The organism is Streptosporangium vulgare (assembly GCF_042428775.1).
GTDB classification, from domain to species: Bacteria; Actinomycetota; Actinomycetes; order Streptosporangiales; family Streptosporangiaceae; genus Streptosporangium; species Streptosporangium vulgare.
Map to the genome: position 1 here is coordinate 85,279 of NZ_JBHMBS010000018.1, position 17,293 is coordinate 102,571.

Sequence of the window (17,293 nt, forward strand, 5' to 3'; positions counted from 1 at the left end):
GCTCTCCCAGGTTTTTAGACATCTCACCAGGTCACAGAGGTTTTCGGGTTAAATTTTATGGTGAATGGAGCGCTCCCACGATGAAAGGTCACATTAAGGTCGCGTTTCCGTCGTGTTCCACGATGCCGCGCCGAGCCCTTGACACCCCTCGCGGAGCGGTTCACTCTCTTTCTCAGAGAGCGCTCCCCAGCGACTCTCCGCATGCCTTCCCGCGCCGCCGGCACCCGCGGCGCCGATGGCCGCCGCCCTCGCGCGGCGTGATCCCGGGTGACGCCTTCCGCCGCCCCCGGTACGCGAAGCCGCCCCGTAGGCGGGACACCCACCCCCGCTCCTCGGAAAGCTCATCGGAACGCTCCTCGGGAAACCCGTCTGGAAGTCCGTCGGGAAGCCCGTCGGGAAACTCCCCGGGAAGCTCTCCGGGAAGTCCCGGGGAGGAACCGCTCGCCTCTCGCGGAAGGGCGACAGGGACGACAGGGACGACGCGGAGGCCGCCCCGGCCCCCCATCGCTCTCGTGGCGGCGCCGGAACCCGTAGAGTCGTCCGGCCGGTCGGAAATCGACCGGCGCGTATCCAACCAAGGAGAACCACGTGGCACTGGAGAAGCCGGAGATCGACTTTCCGGAAGGCGCCCCGCCCTCGGAGCTGGAGATCGTCGACATCGTCGTAGGGGACGGCCCGGAGGCCGTGGCGGGGCACCAGGTCACCGTGCACTACGTCGGCGTGGCCTTCTCGACGGGCGAGGAGTTCGACGCGTCGTGGAACCGTGGCGACGCCTTCCAGTTCCCGCTGGGCGGGGGCCGGGTCATCGCGGGCTGGGACCAGGGCGTCGCGGGCATGAGGGTCGGCGGCCGCCGCCGTCTCACCATCCCGCCGCACCTCGGCTACGGCAACGCCGGTGCGGGCAACCGCATCAAGCCGGGCGAGACGCTCATCTTCGTCGTGGACCTGCTCGGCGTGAGCTGACGCCCCAAGGCGAGACGGCACGGGCGGGCCTCACCGGCGACGGGTGGCCCGCCCTACGTGTCCTATCGCGCCCTATCGCGTCCCCTGTGTCCGGCGACGTCCCTCGTGTGTCCCAACCGGCCTTGACCGGACGGTCGTCTCACGTTCGGGAGGGTTCGGGAGAGGGTTCGCCCTCCTGGAAGCGCGACGACTCCGAAAAGCAGCGCCTCACCTCACCGAAATGCCGCTTGTAGCTCTTAAGCTGGCCATTGTGTTGTTGATCGACCTCGCGCGCACCTCGGCGGCCGTGACCGCCAGCTCCGCCCGGCTGGCGAAGACCGCCCATCTAGCGGAGCTGCTCGGCAGGGTCGAGCCGGAGGAGGCGGAGATCGCCATCGCCTACCTCTCCGGGGAGCTGCCGCAGCGCAACGTCGGCGTGGGCTGGACGAGCCTGCAGGATCCGCCCGAACCCCGGCTCGCCGCCACCGCCACCCTGCGCGGGGTCCACGACCTCCTCGACCGGATCAAGGCCCTCGCCGGTCCCGGCTCGCAGGCCGCGCGCAGGGCGCTGGTCTCCGAGCTGTTCGGCGCCCTCACCCGCCAGGAGCAGGTCTTCCTGTCGCGGCTGCTCCGGGGCGAGCTGCGCCAGGGCGCGCTCGAGGGAGTGATGATCGAGGCCGTGGCGAAGGCCGCCGGGGTGCCGGCCGCCGAGGTCAGGCGGGCGCTGACGCTGCGCGGCTGGCTTCCCGCGGTCGGCGCCGCCGCCCTGGGCGGCGGGGTCGAGGCGCTGCGCGCCTTCCACCTGGAGGTGGGCCACCCGGTGTCGCCGATGCTCGCCCAGAGCGCCGCCTCCATCACGGCCGCGTTCGACAAGCTCGGCGGGCCGGTCGCCGTCGAGTGGAAGCTCGACGGCGTCAGGGTCCAGGCGCACCGCTCGGGCGACCGGGTCACCGTCTTCACCCGCGCCCTGGAGGACATCACCACGCAGGTGCCCGAGCTGGTCGAGGCGATGAGCACCCTGCCCTCCCGCGACCTGGTCCTCGACGGCGAGGTCATCGCGCTGCGCGCCGACGGCCGTCCCGAGCCCTTCCAGGTCACCTCGGGCCGCGTGTCCAGCCGCACCGACGTGCCGCGCGCGAGGGAGAAGACCCCGCTGAGCGTCTTCTTCTTCGACGCGCTGCGGGTCGACGGCGCCGACCTGCTCGACCTGCCGGGTGAGGCGCGCCACGCGGCCCTGGCCGCCGCCGTGCCCCCGGAGCTGGTCACCCCCCGCCTGGTCACCGGCGACGTCGCGGACGGCGAGGCGTTCTTCAAGGACGTGATCAGGAGCGGCCACGAGGGCGTGGTGGTCAAGTCACTCCTGACGCCCTACGCGGCCGGGCGGCGCGGCGCCGGCTGGATCAAGGTGAAGCCCCGGCACACGCTCGACCTCGTCGTCCTGGCCGCCGAATGGGGGAGCGGCCGCCGCGAGGGCAGGCTCTCCAACCTGCACCTGGGCGCCCGTGACCCGCTGACCGGCGGGTTCGTCATGCTCGGCAAGACCTTCAAGGGCCTCACCGACGAGCTGCTCGCCTGGCAGACCGAGCGTTTCCTCGGCATCGCCGAGGGCCCCACCGACGGCTGGACGGTCACCGTCCGCCCCGAGACGGTCGTCGAGATCGCCTTCGACGGCGTGCAGCAGTCGAGCCGCTATCCCGGCGGCATGGCGCTGCGTTTCGCCAGGGTCATCCGCTACCGCACCGACAAGACGGCGGACCAGGCCGACACCGTCGACATGGTCCGCTCCCTCATGCTCTGACGTCCCCCCACGTGGTCCCCGGTCCCGGAGGCGCCGCGGGTGTCGATTCCCGGGACGCCGCGGGCGTCATCTCACCAGGCGCAGGGTGAGGGGGTACCGGAAGTCGCCGTCGCCCGCCGCGGCCACGGCGCCGACCACGGACAGGACCACGCCGCCGATCCAGAGCAGGGGCGTCAGGACGAAGCCGATGAACGTGATCGCCAGCACGATGGTCGCCGCGAGCATCGTCAGCTGGAAGTTGAGCGCCTCCACCGAGTGCGCCCGGATGTAGGGCGAGGTCCTGCCCGCGGTGAGCATCATGACCGCCGGGCCGATGACGGGGAGGCCGACCAGCGGGAGCAGGTGGGACGCCATCGCGCCCAGCCGCTCGGCTCCGGTGTCGCCCCGCCCGGCGGGGCGGCCGTGATGACCGTACGCGGCCGGGACCTGCCCCATGACGGGCGGGTAGGACGCGAGCCGGGCCGGATGCGTGGCGTACAGCTCGTTCATGATCGGGACGAGGTCGCCGTGGACGCGGGCCGTCATCGCCCGCTCCAGCCTGTCGTCGAACTCGAACTTGTCGAGCCTTCCCTCCGCGTAGGCGGCCTGGACGTGCTCGATCACCCGCTCGCGGTCCTGGTTGCTGACCCGGAGCCCCGCGTGGCCGGGCCGGGGACCTGTCGCCGGCACTCCCCCGTACCCCGGGCCCGCTGGTGTCGCTGTGCCTGCCATGAGACCGATACCCTTTCGTCGCCGCTTCGACCTCAATGCTCGTCCAGATTGTCGGCGCCGTATATCAGGATGAACCCCCATAAGTCCCTGAGACCCATCCCTGGCCTTCCGCCATGGAACGAGCAGGAGAGGTATACAAGGAAACATGAGATGGCGAGATCGCTATGGGTTGAGGCGCCTGCGCGGGCCGAAGATCGCCAAGTACGACCGCGCCACGACCGACGCCGACATCGAGGCGCTCATCGCCTTCGCGAAGTCGCGCCGGGGCGTCGAGTTCTACGTCGAGCCCGAGACCTTCGCGACGAACACCACGGCGGTGGCCGTCGCCGACGACGGTGAGTGGACCCGGCGCCGGGTCGGCTCCCCCGCGGTGATCCGCAAGGTCGCCCGCGACCTGGCCCTGCCGGTCTACGACGTGCAGCTGACCGGCTATCCCCCTCGGATGAGGGCCTACAACGAGCGACAGAAGCGCGCGGAGGGCTGAGCCGGGAGACCCCTCCCTCCCGTCACCTGACCGGGGAGACCCCGGTCGTCCGGTGACGCGGGAACATCGTCCGGTGACGCCGGGACATCATCCGGTGACGCGGGAACACGAAGAACCGGTGGCCGGGGCCACCGGGCTCTTCCGGCGGCGCGGCCGGACGTCCACGGGGTGACCGGCCGGCGGGATCCGCCGGACCCTGGAACGGCGGATCGCCGCGCCGGGCGCGAGCGGCATCGGCCGACGCGCCCGGGGCGCCCGAGGTCCGCGGCGCGACCATTCCACCATGTGGGACTTCCCTGGTTGGAGTGGTCGAACAGGGCCAATCACGATACATGTCGCGCGACGTCGCACTGGAGTGCGAACGTTCGGGGGTATCGCCCGCGTAATCTTTTTCTTCCCTTCAGGTGAGTACCCTCCGAAGGTTGAAGCCCGCGATCATGAGTCGCTATGTAAAACAGGATTTATGCGTATTTGTACGTTTCATGTTGGTGCATGGTATGCGCTGAAGAGTGATGCCGATGGATTTCAAGATTCTTGGACCGATCGAGGTTCGGGCGGCCAATGGGCAGCCGATCGCCCTCGGGCGACGCAAACAGCGGGTGTTGCTCGCCGCTCTGCTGCTCAATGCCGGTAAGGCGATCCCCACCCATCGGATGCTCGACTGGTTGTGGGGCGAACACGCTCCCGCCAACGCCGAGTCGAACCTCTACACGTATATCTCCGCGCTGCGCCGGGCGCTCGGTTCGCCTTCCCGGATCGAGGCGGGCTCCCACGGCTACGTGCTCCGGGCCTCACCCGGTGAAATAGACGTGAGATTGTTCGAAGAACTCGCCTCTCAAGGGCGTCTGATGTTATCCGAAGGACGAAATGACGTCGCGCTCGAACGCTACACCCGGGCCCTGGGCCTCTGGCGCGCCGAGGCGGTTCTGGAGGGGCTGTCCCTGCCCGAGCCGTTGCGCGGCGAGGCGGCTCGGCTGGAGCGGCTGAGGACGACCGTCGTGGACGCCTCGCTGGAGGCCCGCCTGGCGCTGGGCCAGCACGGCGAGGTGCTCCCCGACCTGGAGGCGCTGACGCGCAGGGACCCGCTGAACGAACGGCTCCGGGCGCAGCTCATGCTCGCCCTGTACCGCTCCGGCCGCCGGGCCGACGCGCTCGCGGTGTACCAGCGCGCGCGGGAGATGCTCGCCGCGGAGCTCGGCGTCGACCCCGGCCCGGACCTGATCCGCATGCACCGGCAGATCCTCGCCGACGACTCCGTGCTGGCGGCGCCGTCACCGTCGGTGATCGCCCGCCGGGTCTTCGCCCCGGCCGAGCTGCCGATCGACTCGCCCGCTTTCACCGGGCGGGCCACCGAGGTCTCGCGGCTGCGGACGGCGCTGATCTCCGCGCGCCCCGGCCAGATCGTCGTCTCCGCGATCGCCGGGGCGGCCGGGATCGGCAAGTCGGCGTTCGCCGTGCACGTCGCCCACCAGATCGCGGACCGCTTCCCCGACGGGCAGCTCTACGTGAACCTGCACGGCTCCACCCCCAACGTCAAGCCGCTGAACCCGGCCGAGGTCCTCGCCCGCCTGTTACGCTCCCTCGGCGGCGACGACGCGGCCGTGCCGACCGAGGTGGACGAGGCCGCCGCGCGCTTCCGCTCGCTGACCGACGGCAGACGCCTGCTGTTCCTGTTCGACAACGCCAGGGACGCCGCGCAGGTACGGCCGTTGCTGCCCGCGAGCCCCACCTGCTACGTACTGATCACCTCCCGGAGGATGCTGACCTCCCTGGACGCCGTCACGCATCTCCGCCTCGACGTCATGGCGGAGGACGAGACGACCACCCTGCTCAGCCGCCTGATCGGCGAGGAGCGCGTCGCCGCCGACCCCTGGGCGGCGCGGGCGATCGTACGGCTCTGCGGCGGCCTGCCGCTCGCGATCAGGATCGCCGCCGCCCGGCTGATCGCCCGGCCGGGCCTGTCGCTGCGGGTCCTCGCCGACCGTCTCGCGGTCGAGGACCACCGCCTGTCCGAGCTGCAGGCCGACGACCGGGCGGTCCGGGCCTGCTTCATGGTGAGCTACCGCAGTCTGGAGGCCGAGCACTCCCGCATGTTCCGGCTGCTCAGCCTGCTCGGCGGATCCGACATCAGCGTCGCGGTCGCCGCGGCACTGGCCGACCGCTCGGAGGAACAGACCGCGGACCTCCTGGACCATCTCGCGGACGTCCAGCTCCTAGAGGTCCGCGACGCGGACCGGTACCGCATGCACGACCTGCTCTGCCTGTTCGCCCGCGAACGGACCCGGCAGGAGGACACCGAGGAGGAACAGGTGCGGGCCGTACGGCGGGCGCTGCACAGCTCCCTCGTCATCGCGTGCACTCTCGGTGACGTGTGCAACCGGCGAACCAGGCGGGACGCCAAGTTCGGTCACCTCGCGCTCGGCCGCTTCGGCATGCCGCCCGACGGCTGCACGGCCGACCCCCGATGGCTCAACGCCAAGATGGCCGACCTGATCTCCACCGCCCGCCAGGGGCACGGCGCGACGGGGGACGGCACCGGTCTCCCGGTCGCCCGCGGCGTCGTCAGGTACCAGCCGTCGTACGGGTGGGGCCGCTAGGCGCACCGGGCCCCGCGGAGAGCCGCCGGTCTCGGCGGCGGAGCGCCCTGGTGACCGCGGAGGCGAGGTGGCCGCACCCGCCGCACCCGCCACGCCGGCCACGCCGGTCGCCGCCGGACGTCGCGGCCCGCCCCGGGCGTCGCGGCCCGCGAAACGGGAACGCTCCATTCGATCGACGGCGGCGAGAAATGCGAGATCGGAACCGGCGAGGGCTCCGGCCCGCCGGAAATAATCCTCGCGCGAGGCAGCCGTAATCACGGGAATTTACACGCTGGAAATATTCGCGCGTATGCCTGCCGTAATCGCGGTATCCGGTGCGCCCGAAATCATCGTCACACGTGACCGCGATGACCGCGGGATCCCGGAAAGACGAAATCCCGAGTTCGCGCGTCGCGCCGCCCTTTTTCGCTCACGTTTCATCGCGTCGCGGCGTCAACCTATACAGACTTGTGTGGTGCGAGGTATAGCCGCATTTAACACCATTGGCGAGACGTCTCTTGTCTTCTCACACCTCTAGAGAGAAGGCCGGCACCTTGCGCAGGAAGACCCAAGGGTTGACCGGTGACAGCGGCGGTAGGGCCGCAGGAGCCCGATGGGCACCCACCTCGCGACGATTGCCATCCTCGAACCAAACTCACCTGTGACGCCAGCAGCTGCAAACTCGCGGAAAAACGCCAGGAAAGGGCGAACGTGTCGGAGCTAATCGGCATCGATGAGTGCGAAAACCTTACCGTAAAGCAGGTTCAAAACCTATACGGAAAGTACGTCAGCCGCAGTCAGGTCAACCTCATGACCTCGTTCGGCTTCGGCCGCGAGCTCGCCGAGCGCGCCGAGGGCGCCTGGATCTGGACCCGTGACGGCCGCCGGATCCTCGACGTCACCGGCGGGGTCGGCGTCCTCAACCACGGCCACAACCACCCGCGCATCCTGGCGGCCCGGCGCCGCTTCGCCGACGCCAGGCGCATGGAGGTCCACAAGGCGTTCTTCTCGCCGTACGTGGCCGCGCTGAGCCACAACGTGGCCACGCTGCTGCCCGGCGACCTGAACATCTCCTACTTCCCGAACTCGGGTGCCGAGGCCAACGAGGGCGCCATCAAGATGGCGTACAAGTACCACGGCGGGCGGCGTAACACCATCCTGCGGTCCGACATCAGCTTCCACGGCAAGACCCTCGGGGCGGGGAGCCTGACCGGGTCGTCGGAGAACTCGTTCCGCTTCCCCGGGCTCCCGAACATCGTCGTCCACCCCTACGGCGACCTCGCGGCCGTGCGGGCGGCGGTCGACGCCGCGCGCACCCCCGACGGGAAGTGCGACGTCTACGCGATCATGGTCGAGCCGTTCAGCGCGTCGAGCATGCGCTCCTGGTCGGAGTCGGACCTGCGCGAGCTGCGGCGGCTCTGCGACGAGCGCGACATCATCATGATCTTCGACGAGGTGTACACCGGCTGGGGCAAGACCGGCAGCCTCTTCTACTTCATGCGCTACCCGGACCTGCTGCCCGACATCCTCGTCTACTCGAAGTCGCTGGGCGGCGGGAAGGCGTCGATCGCCGGGTACACCGCGCGGGAACCCATCTTCCGCAAGGCGTACGACCGGCTCTCCGACGTCATCCTGCACAGCACGACCTACTACGGGTTCGGCGAGGAGACCGTCACCGCGATCGAGGCGATCAACGTGATCGTCGAGGAGGACTACCCCGCGCGGGCGCGGCAGATCGAGCGCATCCTCAAGCCCGGCCTGGAGAACATCCAGAAGCGTTACCCGGACGTGGTCGGCCAGGTGACCGGCACGGGGGCACTCTGGGGGGTGTTCCTGACCGGCGGGCCCAAGGTGCTCGACCTGGCGGGAAAGCTGGTACCCGGCTTCTCCAGCGACCCGCACTTCCGCACCAAGCTGATCACCCTCTCGGTGATCGCCGACCTCTACAGCGAGCACGACATCGTGTCGTACTACAGCCCGAACGTCGAGAACCCCCTCGTCGTCGCGCCGACCCTCGCCATCGAACCCGACGACGTCGAGTACTTCGTGCAGAGCCTCGACAAGACGCTGGCCAAGGGCCTGCCGCGGCTGCTCGCCCGTTTCGTACGGGAGAAGGTGGGATCGCGGTGGCCTCTCGGGTCGTAGTGACCGGCAGCGCCGGGATGCTGGGCGGCAACCTGGTCCGGCGGCTCGTGCTCGCGGGCCACGAGGTGGTCGGGGTGGACCTGCGCCCGCCGTCCGACCCGGACCCGGGATGGAGCCACCGGGTCGGCGACGTGCGCGACGTCGCGCTGATGTCCGAGGCGATGGCCGGGGCTGACGCGGTCGTGCACTGCGCCGGCGCGCTGCCGAGCTATCCGGCGGAGCAGATCCAGAGCCTGATCGTCGGAGGCACCCACAGCGTGCTGGAGGCCGCGCGCCGGGCCGGGGTGGAGCGGACGGTCCACATCTCCTCCACCGCCGTGTACGGGCTCCCCAAGCTGGTGCCCACCCCGGAGGAGCATCCGCGCGAGCCGGTCGATCCCTACACCAGGGCGAAGACCGAGGCCGAGGAGCTGGCCGACAAGTACCGGGCCGGCGGGATGTGCGTGCCGATCCTGCGCCCCAAGACCTTCCTCGGTCCCGGCCGGATGGGCCTGTTCGCGATGCTCTTCGAGTGGGCCGAGGAGGGCCGGAACTTCCCGGTCCTCGGCCGCGGGGACGTGCGCATCCAGATGCTCGCCATCGAGGACCTGGTGGACGCCGTGGCCGACGTCCTGACGGCACCGGCGGACGTCGCGAACGACACCTACAACCTCGCGGCCGCGGAGTTCGGCACGCTGCGGGAGGACTTCCAGGCGGTGCTCGACACGGCCGGCCACGGCAAGCGCGTCGTGTCGCTGCCCGTCCGCCCGGCCCTGGCCGGGCTCCGGCTGCTGGAGCGGACCCGGCTGTCCCCGGTGTACGGGCGGCTGGTGCACAAGCTGCTCGCCGACTCCTACGTCAGCATCGACAAGGCCAGGGACCGGCTCGGCTTCCGGCCCCGGCTGTCCAACCGGGACGCGATCCTCCGCACGTACGCCTGGTGGCGCGAGAACCGCACCGCCGGCGCACCGCGGGGTGCCGGCCAGACCAGCCGCGACGCGTGGCGGCAGGGCGCGCTGTCACTGGCGAAAGTCTTCTTCTGAAGTGACGGGGAAAGCATGTACGTCGTCGAACCGGCAGACCTTCCAGAACTCCCGCGGCCCAGGGGACCGGCCTCGGACCGGAAAGCGGAGGTCCGGCCCCGTCTGGTCACGGACCTCTTCAGGCTGATACGGCCCTCGCACGCGGCCAAGGCGATCCTCCTCGTGCCGCTCGCGCTCATCGACACCTCCCTGTGGAACCTCTCCACGGTGGTCGAGGTCGCCCTGGCCACGGTCGCGTTCATCCTGGCCTCCTCCGCCGTCTACGTCGGCAACGACATCGCCGACCGGCACCGTGACGTGCACCATCCCGTCAAGCGTCACCGTCCCGTCGCCGCCGGCCGCGTGGGGATCAGGGTCGCGTACGCCTACTGCGCCAGCCTGCTCGCGCTGCTCTGTGCCGTCATCCTCCTCACCCCGGGACCGTACTGGCCCATCGTGGTGTACCTCTTGATCAACATCGCGTACAGCCGCTATCTCAAGCACATCCCGCTCGTCGACGTGGGCACGGTCGCGGTCTGTTTCGTCCTGCGGGTCGTCCAGGGGTACGAGGTGGCCGGGGGGCGGGCGGCCACCTGGCTGCTGGTCGCGGTGTTCTCGATGTCGCTGCTGCTCCTCATCGGCAAGCGGCGCCAGGAGCTGAAGACCGGTGCCGCGCACCGGCCCGCGCTCCACGGCTACTCGCTGGAGCTGACCAACTGGCTGCTGCAGATCGCCTCCGTGCTCGCCCTCGTCTCCGGCCTCATGTACCTGCGCGACGAGGGCCCGTTCGGCCCCCAGTACGGCCAGACGGCGATGCTGCTGTCCACGCCCTTCGCGCTCTTCGCCCTCTTCCGCTACCTGCAGATCCAGCTGATGGACGAAGGCGGTGGTGACCCGGTCCGGATCCTGCTGCGGGACCGGGTCATGGTCGCCAACTCGATGTTGTGGGCCGCCACCCTGGGTGTGACGCTCGTGCTCGCCCACCAGCCGGTCCCGTTGTGAGAGCGACACGGAAGGAAAGAATGGAAGTCCGCATACTGGGTCCGGTCGAGGTGACCGTCGACGGCCGGCGCGTCCCGCTGGGGCCGCCGCAACGACGTGCGGTGCTGGCCGCCCTCGCGGTCGACGTCAACCATCCCGTGCCACTTCAGACGTTGATCGACCGGGTCTGGAACCTCCCACCGGACCGGGCGACGGATTCGCTGTACGCCCACATCGCGCGCCTGCGGCAGGCGCTGACGGGAACCGCGGCCGCCATCGAGCGCCGCGGCGGCGGCTACGTGCTGGAGGCCGACCCCGACCGGGTGGACGCCCACCGGTTCCACCGGCTGGCGAAACAGGCGCAGACCCACGCCTGCGACGACTCCACCCGGGCCGCGCTGCTGGCCGAGGCGATGGAGCTGTGGCGCGGCTCGCCGCTGACCGGCATCTCGGGAGACTGGGCCTCCCGGATGCGCTACAGCATCGAGCAGCAGTTCGTCGGCGCCATCGTCACCTGGGCACAGGCACACCTGCGGCTGGGACGGCCCGACGCGGTGGTCACCGAGCTCACCCCCATCGTCCCCCGCTACCCGCTGGTGGAGCCGCTCGCGAGCATGCTGATGCGCGCGCTCTGCGCCCTGGGACGCACCGCGGAGGCGGTGGCCCAGTACGCGCGCCTGCGCGGGTACCTGGCCGACCATCTGGGCATCGAGCCGGGGCCGGAGCTGCGCGCGCTGCACCAGGAGATCCTGCGCGGCGACCACGACCGGCCGGTCTGGGCGGCCGAGGGGGTGGTCCTGGCCGGCGCCCACCACGCCGTCACCGGCTGGGCGCCGCTCGGGCAGCCACCGCTCGCCGAACCGCTGAGCTGGACCCGCCCCGCGGCCCACCTGCCCGGCCGGGTGCTGTCCAGGCCCTGACGGTTCCTCCCGACTCCCCTCCCCGGATCACCGGCTCGTGCCCGCTCACCGGACCGTCCCAGGATCACCGACTCATGCCCGCTTCATCGGATCGTCCCCGGATCACCGGCTCATGGGCCCGCTCGCCGAGCCTTGTCCGGATCACCCGCTCGTCGAGATGACCAGGTGCTGCCCGCTGTGGTCGGAAAGGCCCTCCGACCACACCAGCCCGTACCGGTGCACGGTGACGTCCGGAGTGGTGAACGCCCAGTCGATCCGCCACAGCGGCCACCGGTCGTCCCAGGAGGTGGGGTAGAGCGAGCCGAGCACCGGGGTGGCGTCGACCAGCCGGTCCGGCAGCAGGCGCAGGATGCCCATCGCCGGTGAGGCGTTGAAGTCCCCGGCCAGCACGACCGGGTGCGGATTCCTCTCCACGTCGGCCGCGAGCGCGCGGAGGTTGGCCTGCCGCCGCTCGTACTGGGTCCGGTTGAGGCGGCGGGGGTCCATGCCCTTCGGGAACGCGTGGACGGGGGAGTTGATGTGCGTGTTGTAGAACGAGACGATCTTCTCGCCGTTCCCGCCGTTCCCGCTCCCCCCGCCGACGCGCACGTCCGTGCGCAGCGTCTTCACCGCGGAGAAGTCGGGCAGGCCCGGGTCGGGGGGCAGGATCGCGTCGCGTCTCTCCGACACCCACGGGCGGAGGTCGAGCCCCTGCTGCAAGGCGATCGGGAACCGGGAGACCGTCACCAGCTCGCTCGCCGTGGCGATGTGGTAGCCCGGGAACTCCCGGCGCAGCCTGGCCAGGTCGTCCACCCGGATCGCCTTCGAGTCCGGGCCGAAGTAGACGTACTCCTGCAGGAGATACACGTCCGCCTTCTGGTCGTGCAGATACCGGTAGAAGTCGTCGATGTCACGCGCCGGCGTGCCGGTGGGCGGCGGCATCGTCTCCCCGCCCACCACCATGTCCCAGTACAACGTGTTCCAGGAGAACACCGTGATCGCGCCCGGCGGGGCGGGCGGGGCACGGTGCCACAGGGCGGCGGGGTTGAGCCCGCTCAGGCCCGCGCCGAGCACCAGGGAGGCGAGCGTCACCGCCGCGATCCACCCCCGGGCCCGGCGCGCCGGCAGGGCCACCGCGAGCAGCAGGACCGGCAGGACCGCGAAGGCGAGCGGCGGGACGAGCTCCGGGACCTGCCACCACCACACCCGGCCGGACAGCACGCGGTGGAGCACCACGAACACCAGCCAGGCGACCGGCGCGGACAGCAGCGGCCAGCTCCACCAGCGCGACCGCCGGACGGGCTCCGGCCCGGCGGTCGCGGTCACCACCCGCGTGTCGGTCATCGACGGCGGCCGGGTCCGGAACGTGCGTGTGGCGCGGGCGGACGCGGGCGGACCGTCACGTCGCCGCCTCACCGGCGGCCGAGGGCCGCACGAGCAGGTCGGAATCATAGAGCCCGCGGAACCTGGCGGAGCAGAACCACTGCACGACACCGGCCGCCACCCCGGCGGCGATGGTCACGTTCACCACGAAGTGCACCGTACCGTAGTAGAGCAGGAACAGCGGGCCTCTTCGCCGCAGCACGAACCGGTACATGCCGAGGTCCGCCAGGATCGACACGGCCAGGGCGAGGGCCGGCAGCGCGGCGCCGGCCGGCCCGAACGCCAGCGCCGGCAGCGTGGCCACCGCCGCCAGCGCGGCGAGGCTGCCACCGGCCCGGTTCGAGGTCTCGAACCCTCGGGCGAAGCGCTTGCGCCGCGCGTACAGCGGCACCCGGGCGCGTCCCCGCTTGAACAGCTTGCGCAGCAGTTTGAACAGCTCGTCGTCGTGGTCGTGCCGGGAGCGCACCGCCGAGGTGAGCACCATGCCGTACCGCTGGGTGAGGCGGTGGCCGTAGTCGACCTCCTCGGTCTCGCGCAGCTGGGTGTTGAACAGCCCCACCTCGTCGAACACGTGGCGGGGCATCGCGACCATCGCCGGGAAGAGGAACGAGATGGGGCCCTCGGAACTCGCCGTCCAGTAGTAGTACTGCAGCGCCCGGTACTCCTCGACGAGACTGTCGCGGATCAGCGGCTCCGGGTCGTGGATGCTGCACACCGCACCGAGGTTCGGGTCGGCCGCGAGCATGCCCACCGCCACCTCGACGGAGTCGGGGTAGGCGGCCACGTCGGAGTCGACGAACACCAGGATCTCGCCACGGGCGTGGGTGATGCCGAGGTTGCGCGCGCCGGCCACCCCCATGTTGCGCTCGGTGTGGACGACCCGGACACCGAGCCGCTCCGCGACCGCGACGGAGTCGTCGGTGCTGCCGTCGTCCACCATGATCAGCTCGATCGGCTGGTAGGTCTGCTCCTGCAGGGCGCGCAGGCAGAGCTCCAGCGAGCCGGCGTAGTTGTAGTTGGGCACGATCACCGATACCAGCGGGCCGGCCATCACTCACGCCCCCATCGCCGGCGCGGACGCTTCCGGCATGTCGTAGGTGTTCCGGAACTTGCTGGACAGCACGCACTGCGCGGCACCGACGAACACCGCGAGCGCGACGGTGACGTTCACCAGGAAGTGGATCGCGGTGAAGTAGACGGTGAACGCCGCACCGGCGTAGCCCCAGACGAAGCGGTACATCCCCAGGTCGGAGGCGATGGAGCCGGCCAGCAGCACGAGCGGCACCAGCAGCCAGAGCGGGCCGAACAGCACCGGCAGCGCCAGGGTGACCACCGCGAACAGGGCGGCGAGCGACCCCCAGCCGCGGCTGCTGTTGGTCGGGCCGCCGTTGAAGTCCGGCCGGCGCAGGTACAGCGGGATGTGCAGGCGCGCGCGGTGGAAGAACTTCGACAGCACCACGCTCAGCTTGTCGTCGTGGTCGTGCGCGCCCCTGATCGCGGTGTCCAGCACGATCCGGTAGCGCTGGGTGATCCGGTGGCCGTAGTCGGCGTTCTCGCTGTGGCGCAACGCGGGGTTGAGCGGGCCGATCTCGTGGAAGACCCTGGTCCACATCGCGAAGATCGCCGAGTAGATCGTGGTGATGTCGCCCGCGTCACCGGAGATCCAGTAGTGCAGCTGGAGGCTGCGGTACCGCTCCACGCGGCTGTCGGGGATCAGCGGCTCCGGCTCGTAGGTGCCGCACACCACTCCCAGCGTGGGGTCGGACGTGAGCAGCGCCACCGCGTTGCCGACCGTGTCGGGGGTGAGCGCCACATCCGAGTCGAGGAAGAACAGCACCTCCCCGCGCGCGTGCTCGACGCCGAGGTTGCGCGCCGCCGGCGCCCCGATGTTGGTGTCGGTGACGAGCACCCGCACCCCGTGCCGGTGGGCTATCTCCACCGAGTCGTCGGTGCTCCGGTCGTCGACGACGATCACTTCGATGTGCGGGTAGTCCTGCCGCTCCAGCGCGCTCAGGCACAGGTCCAGCGTACGGGCGTAGTTGTAGTTGGGAATGATGACCGAGACCAGTGGCCGCTGCTCATCCATGGTCGATGACCCCTTCGGGTTGGCGGGCGCCCGCCGGCCGGGAGGGGACCCGCCCGGCGGACGCTCGCACGCGTTGGTCTGTTCCGATGCTTGTGAGGGCTACTTCTCTCCCGCCGGAGACCTGGCCGGAGCCGGTTCCGTCGCCGTCGCGGGCACCGGCACCGCCGTGGGCTCCGGCGCCGTCGCGGACGCCTGATCCGGCCCCGGCTCCGAGACCGGCTCCGAGACCGGCCCGGAAGCCGGGGAACGCCGGATGGCGACCTCGGCCACCGCCAGCGCCGTCGCTCCCAGCGCCACCTCGCCGACCGTGGAGACCAGCCGGCTCGCCACCGCCACCACCGCGGCCGCCGGCGCGGGCAGCACCACCGTCAGGGCGGCGGTCAGCACCGCCTCGCGGACGCCGATCCCGTCGGGCAGCACGACCGTCAGCATCCCCACCGTCGTGGCCAGGGTGAACGCGCCCACGCACAGTCCCAGGGACCGCACCGGGTCGGCCCCCATCGCGATCGCGAGCAGCCACAGGTGCAGGCCGGTGACCAGCCACGACACCCCCTGCGCGACGACCGCGAACCGTATCCCGCGTGGCGAGGCCGACCTGGCCGGGTCCGGGCGGCGCAGCACCCGCAGCACCAGGTGCGCGCCGTGGTTGACCAGCTGCGGCCGTACCAGCACGACCACGATCAGCACCGTCGCCACCGCCACCAGCCACGCCACCTGGGTGCCGAGCATGTGCACGCCCGCGAGCAGCCCGATCGTGAGCCCGGTCAGCAGGACCAGGCTCATGCTCAGCGCCGCCGTGCCCATCAACCGCCCGAAACCGACGCCGTTGGCCGTGGCCACCTTGGTCGCGGCGATCAGGCCCGGCACCTTCCCCGGCACGTACTTGCTCAGGAACGTCACGAAGAAGACGCGCGCCACCTGCGGTTCGCCGACCGGCGGGCCGAGCTCGAACAGCACCGCCCGCCACGCCAGGTAGCCGAACCCCAGCCCGGCCATGCTGATCAGCAGCGCGCCGGCCAGCAGGAGGCCGATCCGCCCGCCGTCGCTCCTGGCGAGCATGACGGAGACCACGCTCCAGTCCTGCCCGGCCAGTGCCACCGCCACCGCGCCCACCAGGACCAGCGCGAACGCCGCGACCAGGGCGCGCACGAGCGCGCGGGGCAGGCGCCACGGCCGGCTCGCGGTCACTCGGGCGCACCGGCCGGGGAGACCGGGGTGAGGCCGGTCTTGGCCGGGTGCCCCTGGCGGCGGAGCAGCTCGTAGACGAGCCGCGGCAGCCCCGCACCGGCGCCGAGGAAGAACGCCGTGTGGTAGCAGAACTGCATCACGGCCATCTGGAACGCGAAGCCCGCGCCCCGGTAGCGGTGGGAGTATCGGAGGAAGTCACGGTTCACCGTCACGAACGCCGCCAGCAGCAGCGCGAGCACCACGAGCAGCCACGGGAAGAAGAAGACGAACGGCAGCGTGAACAGGCTCAGCGCCGCCGAGACGGAGGAGATGCGCGGCGGCAGGCGGCGGGTACGGGGATCCGGGCCGATCATGTCCAGCCGGAACCCGATCGTGTCGTCGTCGTACAGCCGCCGCGCCCGCAACATGATCACCGGCAGGGTGCTGGCCCTGACGAACCGCTCCCACATGCACTCCCAGAACCGGTCGACGTCGTCCGCCCTGGTGACCACGGTCGCGGTCACCACCAGCCGGTACTTGGACGGCACCCGGTTGCCGAACTCGAAGTCCTCGCCGTCGCGCAGCCGCTCGTCCAGCCCGCCCGCCTCGCGGTAGACCGTACGCGGGATCAGCGAGTTGGACAGGAACGTGGACACCGCCCGCTGGCGGTCGAAGTGCTCGGAGAAGACGCGGTACCTCTCCACCAGGCCGTCGTCGTACAGCGGCTCCTTGTCGTAGATCCCCTGGACCATGCCGCAGTCGGGCGTCTCCCGGTAGGCCCGCACCGCGTTCTCCACGGCGTCCGGGGCGAGCGCGGTGTCGGAGTCGACGAAGAACAGCAGGGGCGCGCTGCTGGAGGCGACCCCGGTGTTGCGTGCCCCCGACGGCCCCTGGTTGGTCGGCAGCTCGACGATCGTGCACGGGAACTCCCGCGCGATGTCCAGCGAGCCGTCCGTGCTGCGGTCGTCGACCACGATCACCTCGGCCGGGGGGTACGTCTGCGCGTACACCGCCTCCAGACAGGCTCGGAGGGTCTTCTTCTTGTTGTAGTTGGGCACGATGACCGCGACATCCTCGGGTCGCGCGGTCGCCGGTTCCGTCATGTGCATTCCTTCCACGG

At 70.8% G+C, this 17,293-nt stretch carries 14 protein-coding genes; 8 read left to right on the forward strand and 6 right to left on the reverse strand.

Annotation, left to right across the window (positions count from 1 at the left end):
- Positions 1 to 588: 588 nt before the first annotated feature.
- Together ACFFRH_RS30345 and ACFFRH_RS30350 are read left to right on the forward strand one after the other, a co-directional pair.
- Positions 589 to 963: an FKBP-type peptidyl-prolyl cis-trans isomerase gene (locus tag ACFFRH_RS30345; protein WP_344747984.1), complete on the forward strand. Its 375-nt coding sequence runs from the start codon at positions 589 to 591 to the stop codon at positions 961 to 963.
- Positions 964 to 1,213: 250 nt separating this feature from the next.
- Positions 1,214 to 2,740 carry an ATP-dependent DNA ligase gene (locus ACFFRH_RS30350; protein WP_344747985.1) on the forward strand — a complete coding sequence of 509 codons (1,527 nt, stop codon included), beginning with the start codon at positions 1,214 to 1,216 and terminating at the stop codon, positions 2,738 to 2,740.
- Positions 2,741 to 2,806: 66 nt separating this feature from the next.
- Here ACFFRH_RS30350 and ACFFRH_RS30355 read toward each other — a convergent pair whose 3' ends face one another.
- A complete protein-coding gene (locus ACFFRH_RS30355; protein WP_344747986.1) occupies positions 2,807 to 3,409 on the reverse strand; it encodes a DUF1707 and DUF4870 domain-containing protein in 603 nt (200 codons plus the stop codon).
- A 187-nt stretch (positions 3,410 to 3,596) separates the two neighbouring features.
- Here ACFFRH_RS30355 and ACFFRH_RS30360 point away from each other — a divergent pair, with 187 nt between their 5' ends.
- From ACFFRH_RS30360 to ACFFRH_RS30385, 6 genes are all read left to right on the forward strand, one after another.
- On the forward strand, positions 3,597 to 3,935 hold the full coding sequence (locus ACFFRH_RS30360; RefSeq protein WP_344747987.1) for a hypothetical protein: 339 nt from the start codon (positions 3,597 to 3,599) through the stop codon (positions 3,933 to 3,935).
- Positions 3,936 to 4,453: 518 nt separating this feature from the next.
- The gene (locus ACFFRH_RS30365) at positions 4,454 to 6,532 is read left to right on the forward strand and encodes an AfsR/SARP family transcriptional regulator (protein WP_344747988.1); all 2,079 of its coding nucleotides are present in this window, start codon (positions 4,454 to 4,456) and stop codon (positions 6,530 to 6,532) included.
- A 789-nt stretch (positions 6,533 to 7,321) separates the two neighbouring features.
- On the forward strand, positions 7,322 to 8,656 hold the full coding sequence (locus ACFFRH_RS30370; protein ID WP_344747989.1) for an aspartate aminotransferase family protein: 1,335 nt from the start codon (positions 7,322 to 7,324) through the stop codon (positions 8,654 to 8,656).
- Entirely contained in the window at positions 8,638 to 9,678 is a 1,041-nt protein-coding gene (locus ACFFRH_RS30375) for an NAD-dependent epimerase/dehydratase family protein (protein ID WP_344747990.1), read from the forward strand. Before ACFFRH_RS30370 ends, ACFFRH_RS30375 begins: the two co-directional genes overlap by 19 nt.
- Positions 9,679 to 9,693: 15 nt before the next feature.
- Positions 9,694 to 10,659: a UbiA prenyltransferase family protein gene (locus ACFFRH_RS30380; protein ID WP_344747991.1), complete on the forward strand. Its 966-nt coding sequence runs from the start codon at positions 9,694 to 9,696 to the stop codon at positions 10,657 to 10,659.
- Between the two features lie 20 nt (positions 10,660 to 10,679).
- Positions 10,680 to 11,558, forward strand: a complete 879-nt coding sequence (locus ACFFRH_RS30385; RefSeq protein ID WP_344747992.1) for an AfsR/SARP family transcriptional regulator — start codon at positions 10,680 to 10,682, stop codon at positions 11,556 to 11,558.
- Positions 11,559 to 11,699: 141 nt separating this feature from the next.
- Here the strand turns inward: ACFFRH_RS30385 and ACFFRH_RS30390 are convergent, their stop codons facing one another.
- From ACFFRH_RS30390 to ACFFRH_RS30410, 5 genes are all read right to left on the reverse strand, one after another.
- Positions 11,700 to 12,881 (reverse strand): endonuclease/exonuclease/phosphatase family protein, encoded by a 1,182-nt coding sequence (locus ACFFRH_RS30390; RefSeq protein WP_344747993.1) that lies wholly within the window; start codon positions 12,879 to 12,881, stop codon positions 11,700 to 11,702.
- Positions 12,882 to 12,936: 55 nt separating this feature from the next.
- Positions 12,937 to 13,971 (reverse strand): glycosyltransferase family 2 protein, encoded by a 1,035-nt coding sequence (locus tag ACFFRH_RS30395; RefSeq protein ID WP_344747994.1) that lies wholly within the window; start codon positions 13,969 to 13,971, stop codon positions 12,937 to 12,939.
- A gap of 3 nt (positions 13,972 to 13,974) precedes the next feature.
- Positions 13,975 to 15,006 carry a glycosyltransferase gene (locus ACFFRH_RS30400; protein WP_344747995.1) on the reverse strand — a complete coding sequence of 344 codons (1,032 nt, stop codon included), beginning with the start codon at positions 15,004 to 15,006 and terminating at the stop codon, positions 13,975 to 13,977.
- A gap of 99 nt (positions 15,007 to 15,105) precedes the next feature.
- The gene (locus tag ACFFRH_RS30405; RefSeq protein WP_344747996.1) at positions 15,106 to 16,194 is read right to left on the reverse strand and encodes a lysylphosphatidylglycerol synthase domain-containing protein; all 1,089 of its coding nucleotides are present in this window, start codon (positions 16,192 to 16,194) and stop codon (positions 15,106 to 15,108) included.
- Positions 16,191 to 17,276, reverse strand: a complete 1,086-nt coding sequence (locus ACFFRH_RS30410; RefSeq protein ID WP_344747997.1) for a glycosyltransferase family 2 protein — start codon at positions 17,274 to 17,276, stop codon at positions 16,191 to 16,193. Before ACFFRH_RS30410 ends, ACFFRH_RS30405 begins: the two co-directional genes overlap by 4 nt.
- Positions 17,277 to 17,293 lie beyond the last annotated feature (17 nt).